Source organism: Ruminococcus sp. MCC718 (assembly GCF_018783905.1).
GTDB classification, from domain to species: domain Bacteria; phylum Bacillota; class Clostridia; order Lachnospirales; family Lachnospiraceae; genus Hominisplanchenecus; species Hominisplanchenecus faecis.
In genome coordinates this window covers 105,484-129,041 of record NZ_WQNP01000113.1, presented here as the reverse complement: position 1 = coordinate 129,041, position 23,558 = coordinate 105,484, and the positions used below count along the sequence as shown (strand labels likewise).

The following is a 23,558-nucleotide window of genomic DNA, read 5'->3' as shown; positions in this document are numbered from 1 at the left end:
CAGAGGCACCTGATTTTTTATCTCAAACTACATTCTTTTTTTGATATCTTCCGTAATATCATGTGTTTCTTCGAACTTTACTTTTTTCAATCCTGATCCGCCTGTCACCTTTTTCAGACTGTTAAGTGAAAGTTCTTTTCCTTTTTTCTCTTTTTTGTTTTTGTCATCTGCCATGTTTCTTCCTCCTTTTGTTGTGTCATCTTCTGATGTCTTGTCTGGTTCAAAAACTTTTCGGATTCCAGAATCAGAATTTCCGAATCTTCATCGTCTTTCTGAAGCCCGTTTTCTTCGTGAATTTTTTCTTATAAGCTTTCTGTTTTGTTTTCGGAACACGGATCACTGCCTTCTTGCTGATACCTTTGATCGCATTTTTTCCAACAGTCTTTAAGACTTTGGATTTCACTGTGATCTTCTCCAGTTTTTTGCATCCGTTAAATGCATTTGCTGAAATCGTGCGGACATTTTTGCCAATCACGACAGATTTCAGTTTGCCTTTTGACTTTTTAAATGCATTCTTTCCGATTGCAGTTACTTTATAAGTTTTGTTTTTGATCTTCACGGCTGCAGGAACTGTAATCTTCTTTTCAGATTTCACTTTGATAAGTGTCACACCGGAAGAAGTTACTTTATAGGTTTTGCCTTTCACTTTGTAGCTTTCACCGATTTTAGCAGTGTCTGGTGTTGGCTTCGGCTCTGGTGTTGGCTTCGGCTCCGGTATCGGCTTTGCACCTGCTTTCGTTACCTGAATGCTCAGCGTCAGCGTACGAATCATTTCCTGCGGAAGTGTCGGATAATTATCTTTTGTGACAACACCCTGTTCTTCATTATAGCTGACTTCATTTGCTGCCGGTGTTACATAAACTGTTACATTGGCTGTTCCCATCCTGCCTGCCTGAATGCTTCCGTTGTCATAAACTTTCAGCACTTCTTCATTGTCGGAAACATAACGTACACTCAGTCCATAAGGATTCATTTTGTCGAAGTTCACTGCATCATCCATTCCTTCATACTGGCTGCCTTTATATGCGGAAGATTCTACCAGTGTATTAAGCTGTGCAACTTTCTTCTCTTCGATCGTATAGCCTTTGTCCACAACCCTGTTCTGATCATCCACAACAGAAATTTTCTGAATTGCATTCATTCTCAGCTTCTGCTCTTTGGATGCTTTCATGGTGATATCATCTTCAGCAAGGAGTCCGCTTCCCGCAGCCGCTTCTGCACGGAACGTGGTTGTCGCCTGCAGATCTCCGGCATCTGCATCTTCGCCGGTCTTGAACAGTTTGTCATATTTATCATAATGATAACTCAGTTTGTAAGTACCGCTCTCACCCGGGCAAAGATTATCTGTTGTCAGTGAAGTAATCACCTTGTAATCTTGTGCATCGCCAATTCTAGCACTGATGTTGATCTTCTGACTGCCGGAGTATCGTGCACTGTTGTTGGTCACTTCTGCTTCAAATTCTATGATTCCTCTCTGTGTTGTCTCTGCTTTCAGTGATGTAACATCCATCTGGAGCGGAATCTTCTCACTGCAGCTGCCCTGTAGCAGAACTTTATTTCCTGCATCTGTCACAGTGTAGATAAATCCTGCAGATACTGCATCTTCTGCAACCGGCATTGCAAATCCGATCACCCATGTTTTTCCACCGTAAAGTTTTTCATCGTCATCCATTTTCTGTGTATGGACTTCATTTCCAAATGCATCTTTTACGGTAACGGTAAGTCCTTCTAAAGTTTCCATGCCGTCATTGTACAGTTCTATCGTGCCCTGTGCATATTTTCCGGCAGTAATATCCTCAAGCGAAGTACCCTTTTCACTTAATGCACCTTCTGGTGTAAAGTTCAGTGCCACCAGCATCTGTCTGTCTGTATCTGCCGTCACGATTTCCTGTGTCAGTTCTTTTCCGGTCTCATCTGTGCCGCTTAAGACTTCTACTTTTGATTTTGTCTTGGTAGCAAACATTCTGACATTGCTTACATCGCCGGAACCGTCTGCTGAATCATTTGCCTGCACACTGACACTCGCCAGGTCTACATAATTTGCACCTTTTTCATTTGTTACTTTGACCGGATCGGTGATCACACCGTTCAGAAGATCCAGACGTACGCCGTAAATCTGAGATTCTGCAATCTGATTTTCTGCTTTCAGAGATTCCTCCGAATTCGGCTCAATGCCGTCCTTCAGTACGACATCATTTTGCAGCCAGAATGCGTAGATATATCTTCCATCAGAAGCTGTCCGGTAATCCGTGATCCTTCCGGTTCTGTCCGTATTGATATTTTCCTGTGCATCCGCTGTTTTGCTTTCTGCATCATCCGTTGAACCTGATGTCTGCTCTGCAAGTTTGTCTCCTGCAACTACGGTTGGAGGCATATACACGCTCGTATCTTCCGATTCATTTCCATCTGGTTTTGTCTTGTTGATGTAATACAGCTTTGTATCTGCTTTTACCAGATTGTCGGCAATAGAATCAACCGGGATCGCATACAGCGTATTCTCTGCCAGATAAGTAAGAATGCTGGAGTCTCCATTTTTCACAAAGCTGATATTGCTCTCACCAACTCCATCCGATGAGGTTACCATGATTGGATGTGTAAAGATCCGGTTTTTGTAATCGTAAATCTGCAGATAAATATCACGGTCACTCTCTGTTGCCTTGTTTCCGTCGTAATCCAGTACGTATGCATACAGTGCCAGTCTGTTGTATGTAGTCACGCAGGATTCAATGACGATCGGATCCTGTTCGATCAGAGAACCATTTTCTGCTGTGTAAGTATAAGGCTTAAAGTCTGTGATTTCCGGTGTTTCTGTCCAGTAACCTTCGGAATCCAGTTTTTCTTTTACCTGTTTTTTCGGAACGATATCCAAGAATTTCTGTCCGTACCATGCTTTTTCATAATCCTGTGATACGGAGGATCCTTCATAATCAGAAACCCAGGTTCCATTTGTCAGATTATATTCACGATATGCTGTTACACTGTAGGCGTTTGCAACATCACCGACCAGTCCCTGATCATCCTGTGCACTGCTGCTGTATTCCGTCTTGGTATAGAATACAAGCATTCTGCCGGATTCTTCATCAATTGAAATCTGCGGGTTGATATCTGCTGTCAGATCGCCGATCAGATCGCCGTCTTCGTCTTCATAAATATAAGGTGCTGTCTTTGTAATCTCCTGGATTTCTCCAAAGGAATTACTTGTCTTGTCGAAAAATGCTCCGTGGATATTCATGGAATTCAGAGAATCGATCACACCGTCATCCGAAGTCAGCTCACGGTCTGCACTGGACCATGCTGCAAAAATACCTCTGTCACCCAGATCTTTCAGCACCGGTGCATCGTCTGTTGTTTTATCATTTTCGATACATTGCGGTCTGCTCCATCGTTCGAAATCGCCATCGAACGTTCCGATTGAATAGTAAAGCTGAATTCCATTCTCCACAGACAGATCCGGATTGTCTGCAAGGAACAGTGCAAGAATCTTGTTTTCGCTGATTGCAGCCATCTGAATATCCGGGTTTGGTGTCATACCTTCCAGCAGGATCGTTTCCATCAGACCTGAACTGTCAGCCAGACTTCTTGTCTTTCTGTTGCTCTCTCCCATCCATTGCGAACGGTTTTCAAGATAATCTCTTGATATATGTTCCATTCCTGCCAGACTTTCATAACGATAATCTGCTCCGCCGTCCCAGTCATTGATGCTGCTCGCATCGCCAAACATATTGAGCGTTTTCTTTGCGATATTCCATTTTTTCTCAAAGAACAGAATTTTCATTTTAATGTAAGCACTCAGTGTCACATCACCGGTATTTTTCTGATCTCTGAGTGTGTAGAAATTCATATCAAATTCAGCTGCACCATGTACATCAAGGTTCAGGAACTCAAATCCGACTCCTGCACCCAGATCCAGTGACGGTGAAATGTTAAACATTCCATACGCATTCATCGCCCGGTCTGCATTCTTTGGATTAAAATTAAAGATATCAATTTTTCCGGTCGAAGTATCCATAGCATCGTCCCGGTCTTTATTTTCTCCTGCACTCTTATCAATAAAATAGTACTCTTTGCCGTTTGCCTGCTCTATCACAAAAGTCGCAGAACCGCTGACTTTTGTACCAATTGAAACACGGATTGGAACTCCAATCGGTGTCACATACTGGATCAGTACATCCACACCTGCCGCTGCATTTGCCGCAAGCACCATATCTTTGAAATACCATTCCCCTTTATGTTTCGGATTCTGGGACTGACAGATTTCAATTTTAAGTGCAAATCCGACTTCAACCGATGCAGATCCTCCGACTTCCGCTTTTGATTTGTTTTTTGTACCATTTTTATCTACGGCACTTTCTGCTGCTTTCTTTCTCTTTTCCTTTTTCTGGTCTGCACTAAGAGCTGGATCTTTCTGGGCTTCTGCTGCATCTTTCACACTCAGGTCGATATCATCTGAGCTGAAACTGTAGCCAATACTGATCGTCTTCGTCTGATTGTCGTCTGAATTTGTTGAAATCTTATCCAGATTTCCATCCCATCCGAAATTGAATGCCGAATCAATCACGCCGATAATATCCATCACTTTTTCTGCACCGCCAAAGTTAAAGCTTGAGATAAAGCTCATCAGCCCAAGTGCCTGTGCAAAGTAGAATCCCATCTCATGTTCATAGTAGGCAACGCCTTTCTGATCAACAAACTGCACCGTCATATATGCTCCGGTCGTGATTCCAAGCTTGCCCGGATTAAAATCCAGTGTAAAGTTCTGATTGGTACTTTCCACCGTTTTTTCTGTTCCGGAGATTTCCGTTCCGTCTTTGCGGTAGAAACGGAAGATTGCTTTTTTTGCAGAAACAGCATCGTTCTTTGAGTATGCCTGGATTGCGATACGATAATCGTATTCTCCATTTGTCATGCCGCTTGGTGCAATCTTAACTGCATGATTGCCATCTATGCGGAATGCATCTGCTGCGGATATACCGATCGTATCATATGCATCCAGAACATATGTATTTGCTGCATTGACTGCCTGGGATGCTGACATGGTCACATTTCCATAAACAAAGCTTACGGTCTGATTTTCACCTGACACAAAATCCCGGTCTGTAAAATAGAAATAACCATCTCCGCCATTTCCGTCAATTCCGCCAAATTCACGATCTGCTTTTGTAACGCCTGTCTGACCTGCCACAGATACCTGCACACCGTTAATCGCTTTTTTAGTTTCTTTACTGCCAAATACCGGCTTGTCCTTTAAAGCTACCACACCGCTGATCACACCGGCATAGCGGTTTTTCACTTTTGGCAGGAAGCCGTAATAAATCAGAGTCTTCTCGAAAGACGGTAAAAACGTATAGATATTTCCATTGCTTGCAGTTCTTACAAAATTGTATTTTGCCACATCTGCCTGCTCTGTCGAAGTGATCACACCGTTTTTATCAGAATCACCGGTAAAATTCTTGAAATATGCCTTATAACCGTCTTCCGTTACCGCTGTAAGTGTATACGGTTTATTCATGGTTATACCCCGGATGACCATCGGAGTCTGATAATCGCCCTGCTGTACTTTTGATTCATCACCCTCATCCGGTGTATAGATAACAGCACCTTTTTTCTTATCATTGTTCTTTGGGTCAATCTCGACTGTGATCGTCGGAACCGTATACGTCGGATTGAGGTAAGTATACTCTCCGGTCGGAGTAAAGGTAATGACATTTGGAATTGCACTGTTTTGCTTTACCGTTTTTACTTTGCTCTTCGTATAGTTTCCGGATGCATATTTCTGTGTATTTGCTGCTACAATATTTTTATCTTCTCTATAGTATTCGTTCGCTTTCTTTGCACGGTCAATATCTTTATTTTCTCCCCGTACAGAATCATCCACATAGGTTCCGATCTCAAAACCGCCGACTGCGTAGCCTTTGTTTGCCACTGCACGGATTTTCAGTGTATCAAGAGATGTACAACGCAGAATAGTATTCGTGCCGAACCCGTTTGCATAAAATCCTTTCGCCGTATTTGAATTCTGAAACATGACTCTTGCCTCATACGGACGGTAAATCGGATGAAGCACAAAAACATTTCCATTGTACATATTTTTCTTATATTTATTCAGAAATGTCTGGTTAAAACTGTCAAGTTCACCCGGCGTAAGATAGGTATAGGTTTTAGAACTTGGCTCTTCCAGTGCATATCCCGCAAAATAGACATTGCCGCCTGCACCTGCCTCGATCTTTACACCATTGGATGTCGTATTTGATGTCCATTTGTGCTGTACCTGAATGGCTTCACCGAATTTATAAAGTGTTGCACTTCCGGTGCTGCTGTCAAAATTACCCTCACCGTTCTTCGCAATCTTTGCTTCTGCGATTGTGATCTTATTTCCAAGCTTGTACTTGTAAGAAGCACCCGGTTCGGCAATTGCTCCCTCATCGTCCGTATAGATCTTTTCCTGATAATAATTGCTGTTGTTATTGTTGTTATACTGATCGTTAACGATGCGGAATTCATAACCAGGATAATGCACCGTGATCTTGCTGACGCGTGCCGTTGCATTTTGGTTCTCGTTTGTAGTATAAACTTCAAGCTGAAGTTGGCTGTTGTTTTTCTGTTTGTTTCCCTTCAGGATAATCTTATCGGTTCTTGTATTAAAAGTATCGCTGCGGGATGCCACCCGTTCTCCGTTCAGCCACAGATACGATTTTCTGCTGCTGTCTGTATGTGTCTTTTTCTTACATTTCTTTCCTGTTGTCCAGGTGTGAGAACCTTCATTACTCTTCCACTCTACTTCAATATAATCTGCCGTTGCAAGCTCAAGCCCTGTCTTGACATTTATTCTGCCGGAATAACTTTTTCTCCTGCCGCTGACACTTGCTGATGTACTGACAGCAAATTTTTCACTTTTATCTGCAGCTTTTGTCTGTTTTTGATTGTCTGACGTGCTGATCTTTTCATCCGATGCCAGACTTTCTGTTGCTGCATTTTCATTGGTGAGATTGATGGTCGTAATCGCACATCCCTCTTCCACAAATGATTTTTCCGGATCCAGTGCAACCTGGAACTGTGCATTTTCCGGTGCACCTTCGTAATTTTTCAGTGGAATCTCTACCTGCTGGAACGTCACACCCTGCGGAAAAACAACTTCTTTTGTCACTTCTTCATAATCTGTTCCCGCTTTTGCTGTTCCGGAACCGGTTCCTATCACTACACTTGCGATCTTGTTGTTTCCGGAAACACGGTTGATGATGACCGTTGCCTTCCCTGCAGAGCGGTCTACCGTAATTTCATCGGCACTCATGGCAAAAATCGCTTTTTCTGATTCTTCATTATCAATAATGTTCAGATATGCAGTTGCCGTCGTTCCAAGTGTACCTGCTGTTACATTGCTCAGGAGAAATACAACCTGCTCGTCAGATTCTGCAATATCATCATCTATTGTTTCGATATCGATAGTCTTCATGTATTCGCCAGGTTTAAAGGTAAATGTATAAGATGTCCCTTCTACATTTCCGGCAAATTCATTATATGCTTCATTATAAGCTTCTTTCTTTTTCTCTTCTTCCAGCTTCTGTGCCTCATCCATCTCCTGCCAGTTCACATAGCTGGAATCTTCATCCAGATAGCTGTCCCTGGCAGCCTGCAAAGAGCCGCCGCTTTTCCTGCGGACTGCTGCCTGCACTTCCTGCTTTCCTTCTGTCTGGGCTTCCACCACCGAAGCCTCTGATTCTGTCTCTTCCCCGGTATCTTCAAAGACCTGCATATACGAGTTGGTGTCCGTCAGCGGTCTTCCTGTACCTTCCAGTGTCTTTCTGAAGATCCCGTCATCTACAGTCAGCAGATAGTCTTCACCGTATGTAGCAGATACATCCACTGCCTTGAACTCCACGGAAGCTGTCTGATCCGTGCCGCCTCTGCGGACGATTATAAGCTGCTTCTTTGTACCTTCTTCCCCGGAAATCTGCGTCTCAAGAAATTCAAAGCCGCCTTCCGGATAAAGTGCTGCATCCTGTGCAAGAGCTTCCTTCAGCTCTTCTTCTGTGACCGGTGTCCCCGCCACGGTTCTTGCCTGCGTTTCCGTCCCTGCTGCCGCAGCCGGAAGTACGCCGCTGAAAACCATGGAAAAACTCAGACCTGCCGCAAGAAGCTGTCTCAGTTTTTGCCCTGCATGTTTGTTTTTCATTTTCCTCACTTTTTCTCCTCCTTTTTTTTAAATTTTCCTCTTTCTCCATGTTTCAGATTTTTATTCTGTTATTTCATGGTATACATATAAATTTTACAACAAAATCCAGACACAATGCAATTGTTATGGAACAAAAGCAGATATAGCGGAACGAAAATTGCTTTTTTTGTTTTTTATGGCTGTTTAACTCATGTTAATTGACTTTGATAAGTGAAAATGCTATAAAAGAACCGAAGAGAAAAATTATAAAACAATTTAATAATGAAGGGAGACGGTTCCTATGAAAAAATTTGAAACCGAGATGCTTAACCTGACCTACGAATGTCTGACCCGATACTGGCAAAAGGACTATAAGTTTGTGATCAGTTACTGTGCAAAAGAAGTAATATGGTGTGGTGCAAGACAAGATGAGTTCATGCTGTCCCGTGAGGTAGTGGAAGATGATTTTCGCACCAATGCAAAGGAAATCCCGCCATGTCATCTGCTCAATGCAGAATTTTTAGCCAAAAGCAATGCATCACTTTGCGTTATAACCGGTAATTACCGTGTGGTGACTGACGAAAGTGCAGATTTCTTTCTGCAGGCTCAGCAAAGATGTACCTTTGTCTGGGAAAAAACAAAAGAAGGTCCGAAGATCTGCCATATGCACATCTCCAATCCGATCGGAGAACTGAAAATCGTAAAAGAAGAAGCCTTTCCAAACACAATAGGCAAAATGGCTCACCGTTACCTGATAAACGAAATTCATCGTCGAACAGACAGCGGACGTGTTTCTGCCTGTATTGAAAACGGCTCGCTTGCTTTTTTTGAAATATCCAAAATTCTGTTCGTTTCTGCACTTGGAAAAGAATGTGTGATACAGACGACATCCGGGGAAAAGTTTGTAAAAAACAGTATCTCCGACCTGCAAAAACAAGTCGGAGACAATCTGATCGCGATCCATCGCAGCTATCTTGTAAATCCTGAATTTATCCGTTCGATCCAGCGTTATCAGATCACACTGGTAGACGGGACTGAGCTTCCTGTTCCGCAGAGAAAATACAATGAACTGCGTCAGAAGCTGATGAAACTTTATACGATAGAAGAAGACTGATCTTCCGGCAGCCATCATCTCTGCCTGCTTTTAAAACACCGGTGTATAAAGATACCGGTCACAAACAGTACAATGGCAGCATACTGGATCACACTAAGTCCGGCAATCAGAAGCACCCCTGTCTGATCCATCATAAATTCTGAAAGAAAAATACAGACTGCAAACCCCATGCTGAACACATCTGCAAAATGTTTTTTCTTTGTGTGCAAAGCAAAAAATAATATCAGCAAAATTACCATGCCTGAAATTTCAAAAATCTGCACCGGCCAGACCGGATAACTGAACCCTGCACCACTCTTCCCGTTTGCACGATACCAGAATGCAAATATCCCACTGTAAGGTTTCCCCATGCAGCACCCTTCACACAGGCAGGCGATCCGGTTGAAAATATGCTGAAATGCAAGGAAAACACACAGAAGATCCAGATATCCCGTCCACTCCCCTTTCTCCTTTCGGAAAATCGCCCGGTACAAAACCGGGAAAACCCACATTGTAAACAGCACACGCCCAATGAAATGATTTCCGTTTGGCTGTGTGATGATATGAAAGATATTCCACTCTTCCCCATATGAAAGACCACGTACCAGCCTTCCTGCAAACATTCCAACTTCCAGTATCGCAAATGCAAGCAGATACACTTCCGCGGTTTTCTTCCATGATCTGTTTTTACGGTAGTATAAAACGATCAGAAGAATACTTCCAATCACACTTCCCAGATTAATAAAAAAATCATAAGCCTCTATTCCGCCGATATACTTAAGCACAACTTTTTTCCCTCCTGATATTGATTCATGCCGGAAAATGCGACATTATTCTATTATCATATCATAAACGGAGTGCAAAAAGAAACTTTCTTTTATCTTCTCTGCCACTTCCTGCAGTTTCTGTGCTCTTTGTCCGAATATCCGGACAGCGAGATCATTCTGCACCAGTTTTGTCACGCCGCCATCGCACTCCGGTTCCTGTTCCAGGATCTCCCAGATATTCTGTTGCAGTTCTTCGCTGCCGCCGGTCAGAAAGATATTTGCCATATGCGTGTAACCTTCGTACATACCGATGCCTTCCATATCCATTTTTTCCGGCTCATAGCGGGTGTTGTCCCGGTAGATCAGGCTGCCGCTTCGCCAGACGGAAACTTTCGATGCATACTTCCGGTAGCGAAAGCGTTCCCCGGATGCTTTTCGACCGCAGGAAATGATTTCCATCAGAAAGAATCTTGAACTTTCGTCTTCGAGATGGATTTTCATATCACTTTTAAATGCAGACTGTGCATATGGGATCACCGGCTGCGGATAGTAACAGAAAACTGCATTTTTTTTCACTTCTGCCGTCACACTCCGGCGTGCCAGTCCTTCTTTCATCTTATGCACTTTATCAAAAGACTGAGAAAGAAATTCCAGATTGCTTCCTTCGGAAATCTGAAAGGTGAACTCCTGAACATCGCCTTCCATGATTCCGGCCGAAGCACACAGCGGCATAATGGAAATTCCGCCATCTTCTTTTGGAAATGGTGTCATAACTTTATAAGGTGCAGTAAAGGAAAGATCTTCCACTATGGTTTTTCCATCCCGGCTTCCGGTGCGGATCGACAGTCTGGATATTTTTCCGAATTTGTTTTCTGTCAAATGTTCGTCCGCCTTTCTTTTTTATTTTTCAAGAATGCTTCTTATATTCTTGCTGTGAAGTAAAGCGGACATTCACAATCCGCTTCTCTGCGTTCAAGTCGAACATTATGCTTACAGATCTTCCAGCAATACACTTTTTTTGATCCATTCTACTACTTTATCCACATTTTCATCCCCGCGGATGTTGGTAAACTGGAATGGACGGTCACCACGCATTTTCTTTGAATCACGTTCCATGACTTCCAGACTTGCTCCGACATATGGTGCGAGGTCGATTTTGTTGATGACAAGCAGATCTGATCTTGTGATACCAGGACCGCCTTTTCTCGGAATTTTATCTCCTTCTGCAACATCGATCACGAAAATCGTGGCATCTACCAGTTCTGGGCTGAAGGTTGCGGAAAGGTTATCTCCGCCGCTCTCGATAAAGAGCAGTTCAATATCCGGGAAACGCTCCATCATTTCATCAACTGCTTCAAGGTTCATCGAGGCATCTTCACGGATTGCCGTATGCGGGCATCCGCCGGTTTCCACACCGATGATCCGCTCGACCGGAAGAACACTGTTTTTTGCCAGAAACTGTGCGTCTTCCTTTGTATAAATATCATTGGTGATGACACCAATGCTGTAGTCTTTTGCCATTTTTCTTGATAATGCTTCGATAAGTGCTGTTTTTCCGGAACCTACCGGGCCGGCAACTCCAATTTTCACGTATGACATACTTTTTCCTCCTGCTATGACATATACAATCTGGAATACAGTTTTTCGTGCTGGATTCCACGAATATCAAATCCCGGTGCTGACAGGCACAGGTCATCTTCGCTGTAAGTTCGGATCTCTTCCAGAATTTCTGCAAATTCCGGATAACATCCGCTCAAAAGCTGCTGTCCTGCACTCTGACTGAGCGGGATGGTTTTGACACAGTTTGTTACCATTGCGGAAGTCTGTGCATATAAATAATGATACAACGTCTCTTCTTCCTCGATTCCAAGAGCCGCACAGAAAACTCCGTACACAATGCAGTGACTGACCGCTTTTCCCTTTCTTGCGTCCAGATACGCTTCAAAAATTTCTCTGTTTTTCATCGGCATCGTTTCTGCATGCAATTTTTCGATTGTTTTTGCAAAACGGGAACCCATTTTTCTGGACGCTTCCCGCTGTTCAAAAGGAATCCTGGATGCTCCGAGGATTTCTTCCAGCTCATCCAGTCCGTCTGCATCACTTTGATCTGCCAGTTCCCACGCAAGACGAACTGCCAGCAGATCGGTATAAGCAAGTGCGAAACGCAGTTTTTTATGAATATATTCTGCCGCTGTTTTCTCATCGCAGACGCTTCCCTGCTGGATGTAAGTTTCCAGTCCCTGCGAGTGAGAATAGCCTCCGATCGGGAAAAGTGCGTCATTTACCTGCAATAAGAAGAAACGGCGAATCTCCTGTTCTCTGTCCATATCCGTTCCTCTCTTTTTGTGATGCCGGAGCACATTCTGCCCCGGCACCGTAATATCTTTTATATTCTCAGTGATGATGGTTGTGGATCGCTGCGGAAATCCGTCGGTCAAAATCAAGTTTCCGCACGGTTTTTTCTGCTTTTACACCGTGCAGTTTTTCCAGCATCGCCATCATCGGCTCATTGTAAATGGTGATAAAGGTATTTTCTTTATCGCCCCAGAAAAGCGGTGCATGGCGGTTGCCGATCTCGTAGCAGACCTTTGCAACATATTTTTCGTGTCCCGGTGCAAGCGATACTTCGATCACTTCGCACGGCGGTGTGTTGACCACGATCACCACACCGTCTGCATCATAGATCACATCATCCTGAAACAGTCCTCTTGTCAGAATGGAATCATCCATACGGATGCCCACTTCACGACCCTGACCGGTCACTTTTCGATGGATCTTTTTAAATGCTTCATGCCATTCGATATCCACATATTCTACTGTTTTTCCTGCGATATCCACATCTTTTAATTTTCCGATTACTTTTTCACAAACCATTCTACCATACTCCTAAGATCAGCATGATTCCCGGAATCCATGCGGTGACCACGCCTTCAAACACCTGAAGCAGCGGTACAAATTTTCCGAGCTTTTTGCCCATGATATCTTCTACAAATGCAGTTCCCCAGAGGATTGCCCACAGATACCAGATACCTGCCCAGCGGATATCTGCGGTAATTCCAAGTGCTGCACTTCCGGTAATTCCCTCGATGGTTCCAAAGATCAGTGCATTGACTGCAACAAAGGTGGAAAACCATGCAAATGGAATCGGGCTGAGCTTGTAAATCTTGCTGAATGCGACAAACAGATAGGTAAATCCAAACAGAAGTCCGGTTCCTGCCGCATAATAGTTGCCCTGTACCAGGCTCACGAAATTGATAAAGACCGACAGGCCTCCGGTCAGCAAATTCATCACTGCCGCCGATTTGCCATCGACTTTGTACAGCGTACACATGCCGTTGTTGATCAGTACAATTCCCACAAATAAAAGGCAAACTCCTAACATTTTGTTCCTCCTAACTCTTTATTTAAATTGATGTCCTCAAAATTGCTCCGTTATAATATAACTCTCGCAATTTTGCAATCATTCAAAATCCGCTCATTTTTCTGCGAAAAATGGCTGCTTTTTCATGATTTGGCGGGATTCATAGACATAAAAATGTATGCAAGCATCCATTTTATGTCCATTTCTCCCTTGGACATCAAAATAAGTTATACAGCTGTGTAAGCGGCAGTTTCTGTGCCGGTTTGGATGTGATAGATTCTCCGTCGACCGTCACTTCATAAGTCTCCGGATCTACGGTGATCTTCGGTGTGCGGTTATTGAATACCATGTCTTTCTTGGCAATCGTACGGCATCCTTTTACCGGAACAACGTTTTTTTCCAATCCGTATGCATCCTTGATATCTGCATCGTAAGCTGCTTTGGAAACAAAAGTCAGGCATGCTTCATTTTTTGCCTTTCCATGTGCTGCGAACATCGGCTGATAGAGAACTGGCTGTGTGGTCGGGATGGATGCATTTGCATCACCCATCTTGGATGCAATGATCATGCCGCCTTTGATGATCATATCCGGTTTTGCACCGAAGAATGCCGGTTTCCACAGTACCAGGTCTGCGAACTTGCCTTTTTCCACAGACCCTACATAATCTGCAATACCATGTGTCAGTGCCGGATTGATCGTATATTTTGCGATATAACGTTTTACACGGAAGTTGTCGTTTCCTTTGCCTTCGTCTTCCGGAAGTGCTCCGCGTTCGTCTTTCATTTTGCTTGCTGTCTGCCAGGTACGTGTGATAACTTCGCCGACACGTCCCATTGCCTGAGAGTCCGAACTCATCATACTGAAGATACCCATGTCATGCAGAACATCTTCTGCTGCGATGGTTTCCGGACGTATTCTGGAATCTGCAAATGCGACATCTTCCGGGATTTTTTTGTCCAGATGATGGCATACCATCAGCATGTCCAGATGCTCATCCAGTGTATTGACCGTGTATGGCATGGTCGGGTTTGTGGATGACGGAAGTACATTTCCTGCTGCCGCTGCACGGATGATGTCCGGTGCGTGTCCTCCGCCTGCACCCTCGGTGTGGTAAGTATGGATCGTTCGACCTCCGATCGCTGCCAAGGTATCTTCGACACATCCGCCCTCATTCAGCGTATCGGTATGGATTGCTACCTGCACATCGTACTCATCTGCTACATTCAGGCAGTGGTTGATAACAGCCGGTGTCGCACCCCAGTCTTCATGAATTTTCAGTCCCATTGCACCTGCTTTGACCTGCTCGATCAGCGGTGCCTCATCCGAACAGTTTCCTTTTCCGAGGAATCCCAAGTTCATCGGATATTCTTCTGCTGCTTTGAGCATCATTTTCAGGTTCCACGGTCCAGGTGTACAGGTCGTTGCATTGGTTCCGTCTGCCGGACCGGTACCGCCTCCAATCATTGTTGTCACACCGCTGTACAGTGCACAGTCGATCTGCTGCGGGCTGATAAAATGAATGTGGGTATCAATTCCGCCGGCAGTTACGATCATGCCTTCTCCTGCCAGTGCCTCTGTGGAAGCTCCAACCGTCATGCCCGGAGTTACGCCGTCCATAATATCCGGGTTTCCTGCTTTTCCGATTCCAACGATTTTGCCGTCTTTGATACCGATATCTGCTTTTATGATTCCGGTCACATCCACGATCAGTGCATTTGTGATGACCAGATCCAGATCTCCGTCTTTGCTGCAGGTCTTAACAGACTGTCCCATACCGTCACGGATGGTTTTTCCGCCTCCGAATTTAATTTCATCTCCATAGGTGGTAAAATCTTTTTCCACTTCAACGACAAGACTTGTATCTGCCAGTCTTACTTTATCGCCCACGGTCGGGCCGTACATCATTGCATATTTTTCACCGGAAATTTTTACGCTCATCTGCCATCCTCCTATACAAAACCTTTTAATGCTGCTTTTTCCATAGAAGCTTTTTTCGTGTCTTCTTCTGCTCTGGCTCTTGTCAGGTCATTTAATCCAAATACACGCTTTCTGCCGCCCATCTGTGTGAGCTGAACCTCTTTTTCTTCGCCCGGTTCAAAACGAACTGATGTTCCTGACGGAATGTCCAGATGATATCCATAAGCTGTCTCACGGTCAAACGAAAGGCATTTATTTACTTCGAAAAAATGATAATGAGATCCCACCTGCACCGGGCGGTCTCCTTTATTCGCAACAAGAATTTTCACTGTGTTTTTTCCTTCGTTGAGTGTGATCTCTCTGTCTGCCGGAATAATTTCACCGATTTTCATGGTTTGTTGTCCTCCTTCTTCAAGATTCGCCCGCAAATCATCTACGGGGCTGCCTCTGTCTACTGGATCGGATTATGTACCGTTACCAGCTTGGTTCCATCCGGAAAAGTTGCCTCTACCTGTACTTCTTCCAGCATATCTGCAACACCATCCATAACATCTTTTTTGGTAAGGATCTTCGTTCCAAGCTGCATCAGCTCCACAACCGTTTTTCCGTCACGTGCCAGTTCCAGAAGTTCCGAACTGATATAAGCAAGCGACTCTACATAATTCAGCTTCACGCCGCGTTCTTTTCTCTCTTTGGCAAGATTTCCCGCCATGTGAAGCATCAGTTTTTCCTGTTCCTTCGGGGTAAGTCTCATAGTAATCCTCCTGTTCATCTAAGTAAAAGTTATAAGATGCCCACGAATTGTTCCGTACTTCGTACTCTCACAATTCTACCCACCATTCGCATATCGTGAAGCTTACGCTCCACTTTTATGCTCATGTTGGGGCGGGTCATTAAGCCATAAAACCACTCCTGTGCAAGCACATCGTGGTTTCAGGCTTCTGACCCTGGCATCACAAAAAGACGCAGACAATGGCTCCCTTTTACAGGCTCCATTGTCTGCGTCTTTATCCCTATGGATTTGCTATGCATTATAGTCGATTTTATTTTTTCCGTCAAGCAGTTTTTTGAATGTTTTTTGCGGTATCTGATGGAATATGCTGTTTTTTCTTTAAATATACGATAAACACTACTACCATAACTATCACATACAATACCGAAAAGCCAACACCAATAAACCATTCTACTGGCCGGAATTTCATTGTTATCGTATGCTTTCCCCGGGTAACATGCAATCCCATAAAGCAACGATTGACTGTACTGATATCTGCCTTCTTTCCATCCACATATGCCGTCCAACCACTATGTTTTGACTGAAGAAGCGTTACATATCCTTCTGTTGGTGCATCTACTGTCATCTGGATACTGTTAAATCCAAACCACGATACATCAACCGTTCCATCTGAAGTCATTCTTTCCATTTGTACCAGTTCTGCCTTTTCTGCCTGTATAGCTTCTCCTGTAATCTTCAGTTGCTGATATACCTGCTCTACGGAAGGGAAATAAATATCCACATACTTTTTGCCTTCCTCTTCTTTTACCGTAAAATCACCTTTATAAGACTGTTGCTCTCCATTACTGTCCGTAAATCTGATCTTCAGAAAAATCTCATCTTCTGTATTACCTGTAAGATAAAGCCGGACTCTTCCCGTTTTATCTTCCGCCGCACTCAGTTCCCCAGCAATCTGACAACCTTTCTCTGTTTTTATCAGATTCAGTTCTTCTCTTGCCACAACTTTCGCTTCCAGCTTCTGAGACGATGTGATTGTTTCATCCAGTCCTTTTTTTACAAAAATCTGTTCCGGATCATTGCTGCACCGATTGATCCATTTTTTATAGGATATATCATTTGATGTCACTACATTATTGGTAAAATAAGCGACCGGGTTCTGCTCTATAATGCTTCGATTATAAGTCTGCCTGAAATCTTCAGTAGCAGAAAGTAAAAAAGAATAATATCCTTCTTCATCAAAAGTTTTATTATATAATATTACTCGATTGTTATATCGACTTGTACTTCGAGCAGCTCCTGTAAAATTCACTCCTAGTTTTCTCTGATTATAATTGCTAAATTGCTGGTCAATGTCATCTCGAACTTCCTGGTTTGAAGAATATTCCCCTGGTGCATATTTAGCAATTGTAAGTGGTGTTTCTAAAAAGGACCATGTAAAGACCTCTACAATTACAATTCCTACTATAAAACCTTTTCGCCACAATCTGTAAACCTGTTTTTTATAAATAGTATAAAAAACAAAAAAATAAACACTTAATATAATAGAAACTCTTATAGCCGACTCTGCAAATCCCTGCAACTTCGTAAGATCTATTTCTGAACTAGATTTCACAGCATTGACTATCACTCCCGAAATACTTCCAGCAAGTAATGTAACGCTCGTCAAAATTAGTGTGACTTTCAGTACCTTTAGGGAAATTTTTCCTGTCTTCAAAATATCTGATAAAACCGGAACGAGTGTAAGCATAACAAAAATCATCAGAAAAACCCGATTCGTTGTAGGAAATCGAAAACTAGCATACATTGGAACAAAACGGTATAACAACATATGTACAAATGAAGTGTTTCCCATACAGATAAAAAAAGATATCACAGCCAGACTACCATATAATTTCTTATTTTTCTGTTTTTTTTCCAGTATCATAGGTAACAGTAACAATGTAATGATCCCCATATAGAAATTTGACATACTCACTCCAGCCGGTTCCGGTATAAATTTTAACGTTTCCGGAAATAGAATAGATAAATATATCAACGGTGAATACCCATTTGCTACCTGCCCAAGACCATTTCCTCTGGTGATCAGTGACATATTTTTCAAAAAAGGAAGAAGTATCGCTGCACCGGATATAACGGTAAAAATACAAACAAGAATAAACTTTCCGGCACAGGAAATTACATTTTTGTAAAATGTCTTATTTTTATCGTATCCAAAATACAAAGTATATGGAACTAAAAACAAAAACAGATTAAAAAACATCTCCGGATATCCACCAAGTAATAGCTGGGATGCTGCAAATCCGGTTCCCAGTGCAAATATCAAATGTTTTTTCTGCAAAAAAGCCCACATTCCTAAAAAGACATACGGAATCCATGCAGCTGATATAATAATCATAATATGCTGCGCATTAGATAAAAACAAACCACTTCCACAATAAAGCACTCCAACCAAAAAACAGGCACAATCATCACTCTAAGACAATTCTTTTCTATTCTTCAATTCTTGTCCTGCCAACAGATATACGCCAAAACCGCCAATCGCAATATGAATTGCGTAACAAAATGCTACTGTTACAGGTGTATATCCGACATATGCCATAACCAGTGTAATAATGTACCACACCGGCATTCCTAAAACTGCATAATGTGGTGTCCCATTACGCATCAGTGGATTCCATAGTGGTAATGTATGATTTTTGATCGCTTCCGACATAAGTACCTGGAATGGATATTCTGCATCCCAGATATCCCACTTCATCAAATTTTCTCCTAGCAAAAGAGACCAGTTCATCAAAAAACTGATCAAAAGAAATAATGCAAACACTCCTATATGTATCACTATTTTATTCTTCTTTTTTACTGTCATTCTTTTCTCTCCTGTTTTTTAAACGCCCAAAATTTATTCATTACAAAATTCAAAGGAACACTCACAAAAATATTTAAAATTGGAGCAAGCATTTTAGATATTCCCAGTTTTTCTACCCATAATATAGATAACACCGTATTTAAAAATATCCCTGTAAAAGCATAAGAACAATATGTTTTTACAAGTGCCTGAAACCATGGGATCGCTTCTTTGTCTGAAGCAAATACATATTTGCGATTCCAGTAAAAAGACCAAAGAACACTCAGCAAAAATCCTAATATCTGTGCAATCAGATAATCCATTTCTCCAAACCAGTTATTTTTCTGAAAAACAACCAGTGCTACAAGATAAATCACATAGGAAATCAGTGTATTACTTACACCGATAATCCCAAATTTTATAAATTGCATAAGACCTTCCCATGCTTTGAGACTGATCTTTATACGTAGTATTTTTACCAAAATCAGGTAGCATACCTGTTCAAAAAAACTCCAGCAACGTTTTATTACATTTTCCATGATTTTATCCTATCTGTCTTACGAAAATAACGTGATCTCATGAACATATGGAGTCTTATCTGACCAGCGTTTTTCATCTATTTCGATTTCATCCTCAATACCATCTACTGGTGATGCATGACTGCCACACACCTGAAATCCGATTTTCGTATAACTTTTATATGCTGCCAGATTCTCTCTGTTTACTGACGCATAAATTCTTTTCAATCCCAGTTTTTTGAACCCTACAGCCATAGCCAGTACAAAGCTTTTTCCACCAATTCCATGACCTCTGGCTTCCAGATCACCAACCTGAAGCCGTCCAATCTCTGCCTGACCATTTTCAAAATTATATAATGCCAGACTTCCGACCATCCGCTTCAGCCTTTTTGTTTCTTCGATTGCAAATACGATGGAATCTGTATCCTGCAAATATCCTTCATACCATTTTTCCTGCATTTCTCTGGTAATATGTCCGATATTTCTCAAAAATCTGGTCTGAGATGCATCATTTCTCCAGATACGAAGATTTTCGATATCTTTTCTCTCTAAAGGACGGATGGTTACTTCTCCATATACTGCACTATAATGATGTTTCATAGTCTGTTATTCCTTTCCGAAGGCATTCAGGCAGTTGATGACATAATCCTGTTCTTCTTCTGTCATTCCATTATACAGCGGAATCGAAACAACCTCTTTTGCATACTGTTCCGTGATCGGCAATGCCCCTTCTTTTAAGCCAAGATACTGGTATGCTTCTGACAGATGCGGCGGAATTGGATAATGAATGATCGTTCCGACTTCTTTCTGATTCAGATATTCTATCAGTTCATCTCTACGTCTGCAATGAATCACAAACTGATGCCATACCGTTGTTGCACCTTCTCTTACTTTTGGAAGCTGTAATAACGGATTATCCAGAAGCTTCTGATATCTTTTACATAATCTTACTCTTTCATCCGTAATCTTTTTCATATGCTGCAAACGTACACGCAAAAGACCTGCCTGCATTTCATCCAGTCTGGAATTCGCACCCACTACTTTATTGTAGTATCTTTTCTCACTTCCGTAGTTGCGAAAAACTCTTACATCTTCTGCAATCTTATCATCATTTGTAACAATCGCTCCTGCATCACCAAATGCTCCCAGATTTTTTGATGGATAAAAAGAAAAACAGCCGATATCGCCAAATGTACCTGTCATTTTCCCATCAAAACATGCACCATGGGACTGTGCACAGTCTTCTACCAGTCTTAAATGGTATTTCTGAGCCAGTTTTACCACCTTTCCCATATTAGATGCCTGACCATATAAATGCACTACAAGAATTGCCTTTGTTTTTTCTGTGATTTTCTCTTCTATTTTGTCAACATCGATATTGTTGTATTCATCCGGCTCTACAAAAACAGGTGTTGCACCATTGATCGTGATTCCCATTACACTTGCAATGTAAGTATTGCCCTGTACGATCACTTCGTCACCCGCACCAATGCCAAGAACACGGAATGCAATCCACAATGCATCCAGGCCACTTGCAACTCCAACACAATTCTTCACTTGCAGGTAGTCTGCAAATTCCGTTTCAAAACTTCTTACTTCGTTTCCAAGTACATACCAGCCGGATCTGAGTACTTCCAAAGCTTTCTGTTCAAACTCTTTCTGATACATTGCAAATCCGCGGTCCAGACGATTAGGCATGATCTTCATGTTTATTCTCTCCTTTTTTCTGTTCTAATGTATTTTCATCTTCGACAATATAAGTCGGTCTGTTTCTGGAAGCATCAAAGGTTCTCCACAAATAACCTCCAAGAATACCAAGTGTCACCATAATAATCCCAAAACTGCACAGATTAAAAATGAACAGGGTTGTCCATCCACTTACCTGAATCAGTCCCATGATTTTACATACCAGAACAACAATTCCCCATATAAGTGCACCAACGCAGGACAGGGTTCCAATCATAGTAACCAGTGAAATTGGCAACGTTGAAAAACTGAACAGGGTATCCGCCACCAAACGTACTTTCTTTTTTAATGTCCATTTGCTCGTTCCTATTTCTCTTTCCAGACGTACATAGGGTATCTCTTCCGTTTTAAAACCACTCCAGAGAATCTGTCCAGTCAGTGCACTATTTCTCTCATCCAGTGATAATAATACCCGGATAACTTTCTGATCCAGCAGATACACATCAAATCCACCTTTTGGCATATTGGACAATGCCGCTTTTCTGACCATCCAATAATATGTATTTGCAAACAGTTTTGTTCCAAAACTTTCTTTCCTGTCCTGCCTTACTGCAAGCACAACATTATTGCCCTGCTTCCAGCTTTCAACCATTTTAAGGATCAGCTCCGTAGGCTCCTGAAGATCCGCTGCCTTTACTACCGCACAATCACCTGTACACTTTTCCAAACCACACAGAATAGCCGCATGTGAACCAAAATTACGTGACAAACTGACAATTTTTATGTTGGGATCCTGATCTGCCAGTTCCTGCATAACTTCATAACTACGGTCTTTTGATCCATCATTAACCATGACAATTTCGTAATCATAATCGATTTTGTCAATAAATTTTTCTTTTATATCTGCATAAAGGGGATACAGATTATCTTCGTTGTAATAAACTGGTATCACAATTGAAACTTTCATTCTTTTTCTCTCTTTTCTTCTGTATGTACCATTTTAACAAAGGTATCATAGTCTCTGATATATTCCTCTGGATCATAATGTTCACTGGAAAGCACCAGCAAAACTGAATCTTCGCTAAAATCATACATATCTTTCCATATCATTTCCGGAAGATAAATACCTGTATGTGCACGATTCAGACTGAATACTGCTTCATTTCCAAGACCATCCTTTACCCGAACCTTACTTTTTCCGGCAACATTAACCAAAACAAACTGACTTTTCAAGTTTGCATGCTGTCCTCTCACTACGTCTTTATCTGAACCGTAAATATAAAAAATCCTTTTTATATCAAAAGGAACATCTTTCATTCCTTCTACAATGACAAGATGACCTCTTTTGTCTCCTCTTTGCGGAAATTCCAACATTTTAACTTCTCTTTTGTTCATCTCTTTTTCCTTTCTCAAAAACTATTTTAACTTGTTGTGCTATTTAAAACGAATTTGCAAAAATCCTGTGAAAGGGCAAAAAATCCCTACAGTTTGACAAAAGCAAAAAATCAGAAAATCAATTCTTTGATTTTTCCAATGTCACAAGTTTCGTGAAAAATACTGTTTAAGGCAATGCAAAGATTATATGCCAGAATTTTGTTTACCAGGCGTGTGCATAATCCCTGAAAAGTTTTAGCCAGTACTCTTTCTGCATTTAATTGCTCGCTTAACTGTGAGAAGACCGTTTCCACTCTCCTGCGAAGCTTAAATACTAATTGTCGGAAAGAAGTTGACCACTTTGACTTACTGTTGGAGCGTTTTAATGCCAAAAGAGTATTCTTTTGTTCCTGCATTTCCAGCATAAGGGCTTCTCCAACATAGCCTTTATCTGCAAGAATTGTAAGACCGCTTTGATTTTCAACGATATCCCTTAAACCCTGACGGTCATCTACAGATACTGGTGTAATTTCAAAGGACGTGATGTATCCTTCCAGAGTAATAAGGACATGTACTTTATAGTCAAAATAGGTTCCTTTCTTGGAAGGGCATTTCCCATAATCTGCACCATATCCACGAAAAGACCTGCAAAACCGTGCCCGTCCGAATTTGCAGACGGCAAGCGGAAAACTGTCGATGATACAGTAAGGACTGACAGGAACTGGAAAAGCAGACAGCATTTTCTGACGTAACCGTTCAGTTGTCTGCATCAAAGCCCGCCTTGTCCTGTTAAAACGGCTTCGGCTGCATAGATTTGGAAATAAGTGACGATAATTTCGCTTTACAAAGTGAAACCAGGCATTTTCAGAATCAATGCCAGCTAATTCGCCGCAAAGGCTAATCGTAATAATTTCAGGATCCGATAATTTTGCATCCAAAACACGTCTCCTGTGGATAACCTCATCCGGAGCAAATTGATGATAGAGATCATCAATGATAACATAAACAGTGAAAATAAAGTCTTCAAAAGTTGCTATGATTGTGGTATTATTGTTTTGGAACTTCAACATAATGATGCCTCCTTTCGTTTTTTGTATTTCCTACAAGCAGGATA

Annotated in this window: 20 protein-coding genes; 1 reads left to right on the top strand and 19 read right to left on the bottom strand. The window is 42.0% G+C overall.

Annotated features, from left to right (window positions below):
* Positions 1-27: 27 nt before the first annotated feature.
* Entirely contained in the window at positions 28-174 is a 147-nt protein-coding gene (locus tag GPK60_RS10665; RefSeq protein WP_215659953.1) for a hypothetical protein, read from the bottom strand.
* Positions 175-244: 70 nt separating this feature from the next.
* Entirely contained in the window at positions 245-8,170 is a 7,926-nt protein-coding gene (locus GPK60_RS10660; RefSeq protein ID WP_252191372.1) for a Calx-beta domain-containing protein, read from the bottom strand.
* A gap of 280 nt (positions 8,171-8,450) precedes the next feature.
* Here GPK60_RS10660 and GPK60_RS10655 point away from each other — a divergent pair, with 280 nt between their 5' ends.
* The gene (locus GPK60_RS10655; RefSeq protein WP_215659949.1) at positions 8,451-9,263 is read left to right on the top strand and encodes a LytTR family transcriptional regulator; all 813 of its coding nucleotides are present in this window, start codon (positions 8,451-8,453) and stop codon (positions 9,261-9,263) included.
* 14 nt (positions 9,264-9,277) lie between these two features.
* On the opposite strand, the gene GPK60_RS10650 is transcribed toward GPK60_RS10655, so the two are convergent.
* The 17 genes from GPK60_RS10650 to GPK60_RS10570 form a co-directional block, all read right to left on the bottom strand.
* Positions 9,278-10,027: a prolipoprotein diacylglyceryl transferase family protein gene (locus GPK60_RS10650; RefSeq protein WP_215659947.1), complete on the bottom strand. Its 750-nt coding sequence runs from the start codon at positions 10,025-10,027 to the stop codon at positions 9,278-9,280.
* 45 nt (positions 10,028-10,072) lie between these two features.
* Complete coding sequence (locus tag GPK60_RS10645; protein ID WP_215659945.1) at positions 10,073-10,888, bottom strand: urease accessory protein UreD; 816 nt, start codon at positions 10,886-10,888, stop codon at positions 10,073-10,075.
* Between the two features lie 111 nt (positions 10,889-10,999).
* Complete coding sequence (gene ureG, locus GPK60_RS10640; protein ID WP_022118363.1) at positions 11,000-11,608, bottom strand: urease accessory protein UreG; 609 nt, start codon at positions 11,606-11,608, stop codon at positions 11,000-11,002.
* Positions 11,609-11,622: 14 nt separating this feature from the next.
* Positions 11,623-12,447: an urease accessory protein UreF gene (locus GPK60_RS10635; protein ID WP_330592306.1), complete on the bottom strand. Its 825-nt coding sequence runs from the start codon at positions 12,445-12,447 to the stop codon at positions 11,623-11,625.
* Positions 12,404-12,883 carry an urease accessory protein UreE gene (locus GPK60_RS10630; RefSeq protein WP_173865900.1) on the bottom strand — a complete coding sequence of 160 codons (480 nt, stop codon included), beginning with the start codon at positions 12,881-12,883 and terminating at the stop codon, positions 12,404-12,406. The genes GPK60_RS10635 and GPK60_RS10630 overlap by 44 nt, the downstream gene beginning before the upstream one ends.
* Before the next feature lies 1 nt (position 12,884).
* A complete protein-coding gene (locus GPK60_RS10625) occupies positions 12,885-13,391 on the bottom strand; it encodes an AmiS/UreI family transporter (RefSeq protein ID WP_173865901.1) in 507 nt (168 codons plus the stop codon).
* A gap of 196 nt (positions 13,392-13,587) precedes the next feature.
* Positions 13,588-15,309 (bottom strand): urease subunit alpha, encoded by a 1,722-nt coding sequence (gene ureC / locus GPK60_RS10620; RefSeq protein ID WP_215659942.1) that lies wholly within the window; start codon positions 15,307-15,309, stop codon positions 13,588-13,590.
* An 11-nt stretch (positions 15,310-15,320) separates the two neighbouring features.
* Positions 15,321-15,680: an urease subunit beta gene (ureB, locus tag GPK60_RS10615; RefSeq protein ID WP_022118358.1), complete on the bottom strand. Its 360-nt coding sequence runs from the start codon at positions 15,678-15,680 to the stop codon at positions 15,321-15,323.
* A gap of 59 nt (positions 15,681-15,739) precedes the next feature.
* Positions 15,740-16,042, bottom strand: a complete 303-nt coding sequence (ureA, locus tag GPK60_RS10610; RefSeq protein ID WP_022118357.1) for an urease subunit gamma — start codon at positions 16,040-16,042, stop codon at positions 15,740-15,742.
* 301 nt (positions 16,043-16,343) lie between these two features.
* Positions 16,344-18,464 carry a YfhO family protein gene (locus tag GPK60_RS10605; protein WP_346727764.1) on the bottom strand — a complete coding sequence of 707 codons (2,121 nt, stop codon included), beginning with the start codon at positions 18,462-18,464 and terminating at the stop codon, positions 16,344-16,346.
* Positions 18,465-18,494: 30 nt separating this feature from the next.
* A complete protein-coding gene (locus GPK60_RS10600) occupies positions 18,495-18,887 on the bottom strand; it encodes a hypothetical protein (RefSeq protein ID WP_215659936.1) in 393 nt (130 codons plus the stop codon).
* Positions 18,884-19,405, bottom strand: a complete 522-nt coding sequence (locus GPK60_RS10595; RefSeq protein WP_215659933.1) for a GtrA family protein — start codon at positions 19,403-19,405, stop codon at positions 18,884-18,886. Before GPK60_RS10595 ends, GPK60_RS10600 begins: the two co-directional genes overlap by 4 nt.
* Before the next feature lie 18 nt (positions 19,406-19,423).
* Positions 19,424-19,984 carry a GNAT family N-acetyltransferase gene (locus GPK60_RS10590; protein WP_215659930.1) on the bottom strand — a complete coding sequence of 187 codons (561 nt, stop codon included), beginning with the start codon at positions 19,982-19,984 and terminating at the stop codon, positions 19,424-19,426.
* A gap of 6 nt (positions 19,985-19,990) precedes the next feature.
* Positions 19,991-21,091 (bottom strand): DegT/DnrJ/EryC1/StrS family aminotransferase, encoded by a 1,101-nt coding sequence (locus GPK60_RS10585; RefSeq protein WP_215659927.1) that lies wholly within the window; start codon positions 21,089-21,091, stop codon positions 19,991-19,993.
* Positions 21,075-22,037 carry a glycosyltransferase family 2 protein gene (locus GPK60_RS10580; RefSeq protein ID WP_215659924.1) on the bottom strand — a complete coding sequence of 321 codons (963 nt, stop codon included), beginning with the start codon at positions 22,035-22,037 and terminating at the stop codon, positions 21,075-21,077. Before GPK60_RS10580 ends, GPK60_RS10585 begins: the two co-directional genes overlap by 17 nt.
* Entirely contained in the window at positions 22,034-22,465 is a 432-nt protein-coding gene (locus GPK60_RS10575; RefSeq protein WP_215659921.1) for an FdtA/QdtA family cupin domain-containing protein, read from the bottom strand. Before GPK60_RS10575 ends, GPK60_RS10580 begins: the two co-directional genes overlap by 4 nt.
* 110 nt (positions 22,466-22,575) lie before the next feature.
* Complete coding sequence (locus GPK60_RS10570; protein WP_215659918.1) at positions 22,576-23,514, bottom strand: IS982 family transposase; 939 nt, start codon at positions 23,512-23,514, stop codon at positions 22,576-22,578.
* Between the last annotated feature and the right edge of the window lie 44 nt (positions 23,515-23,558).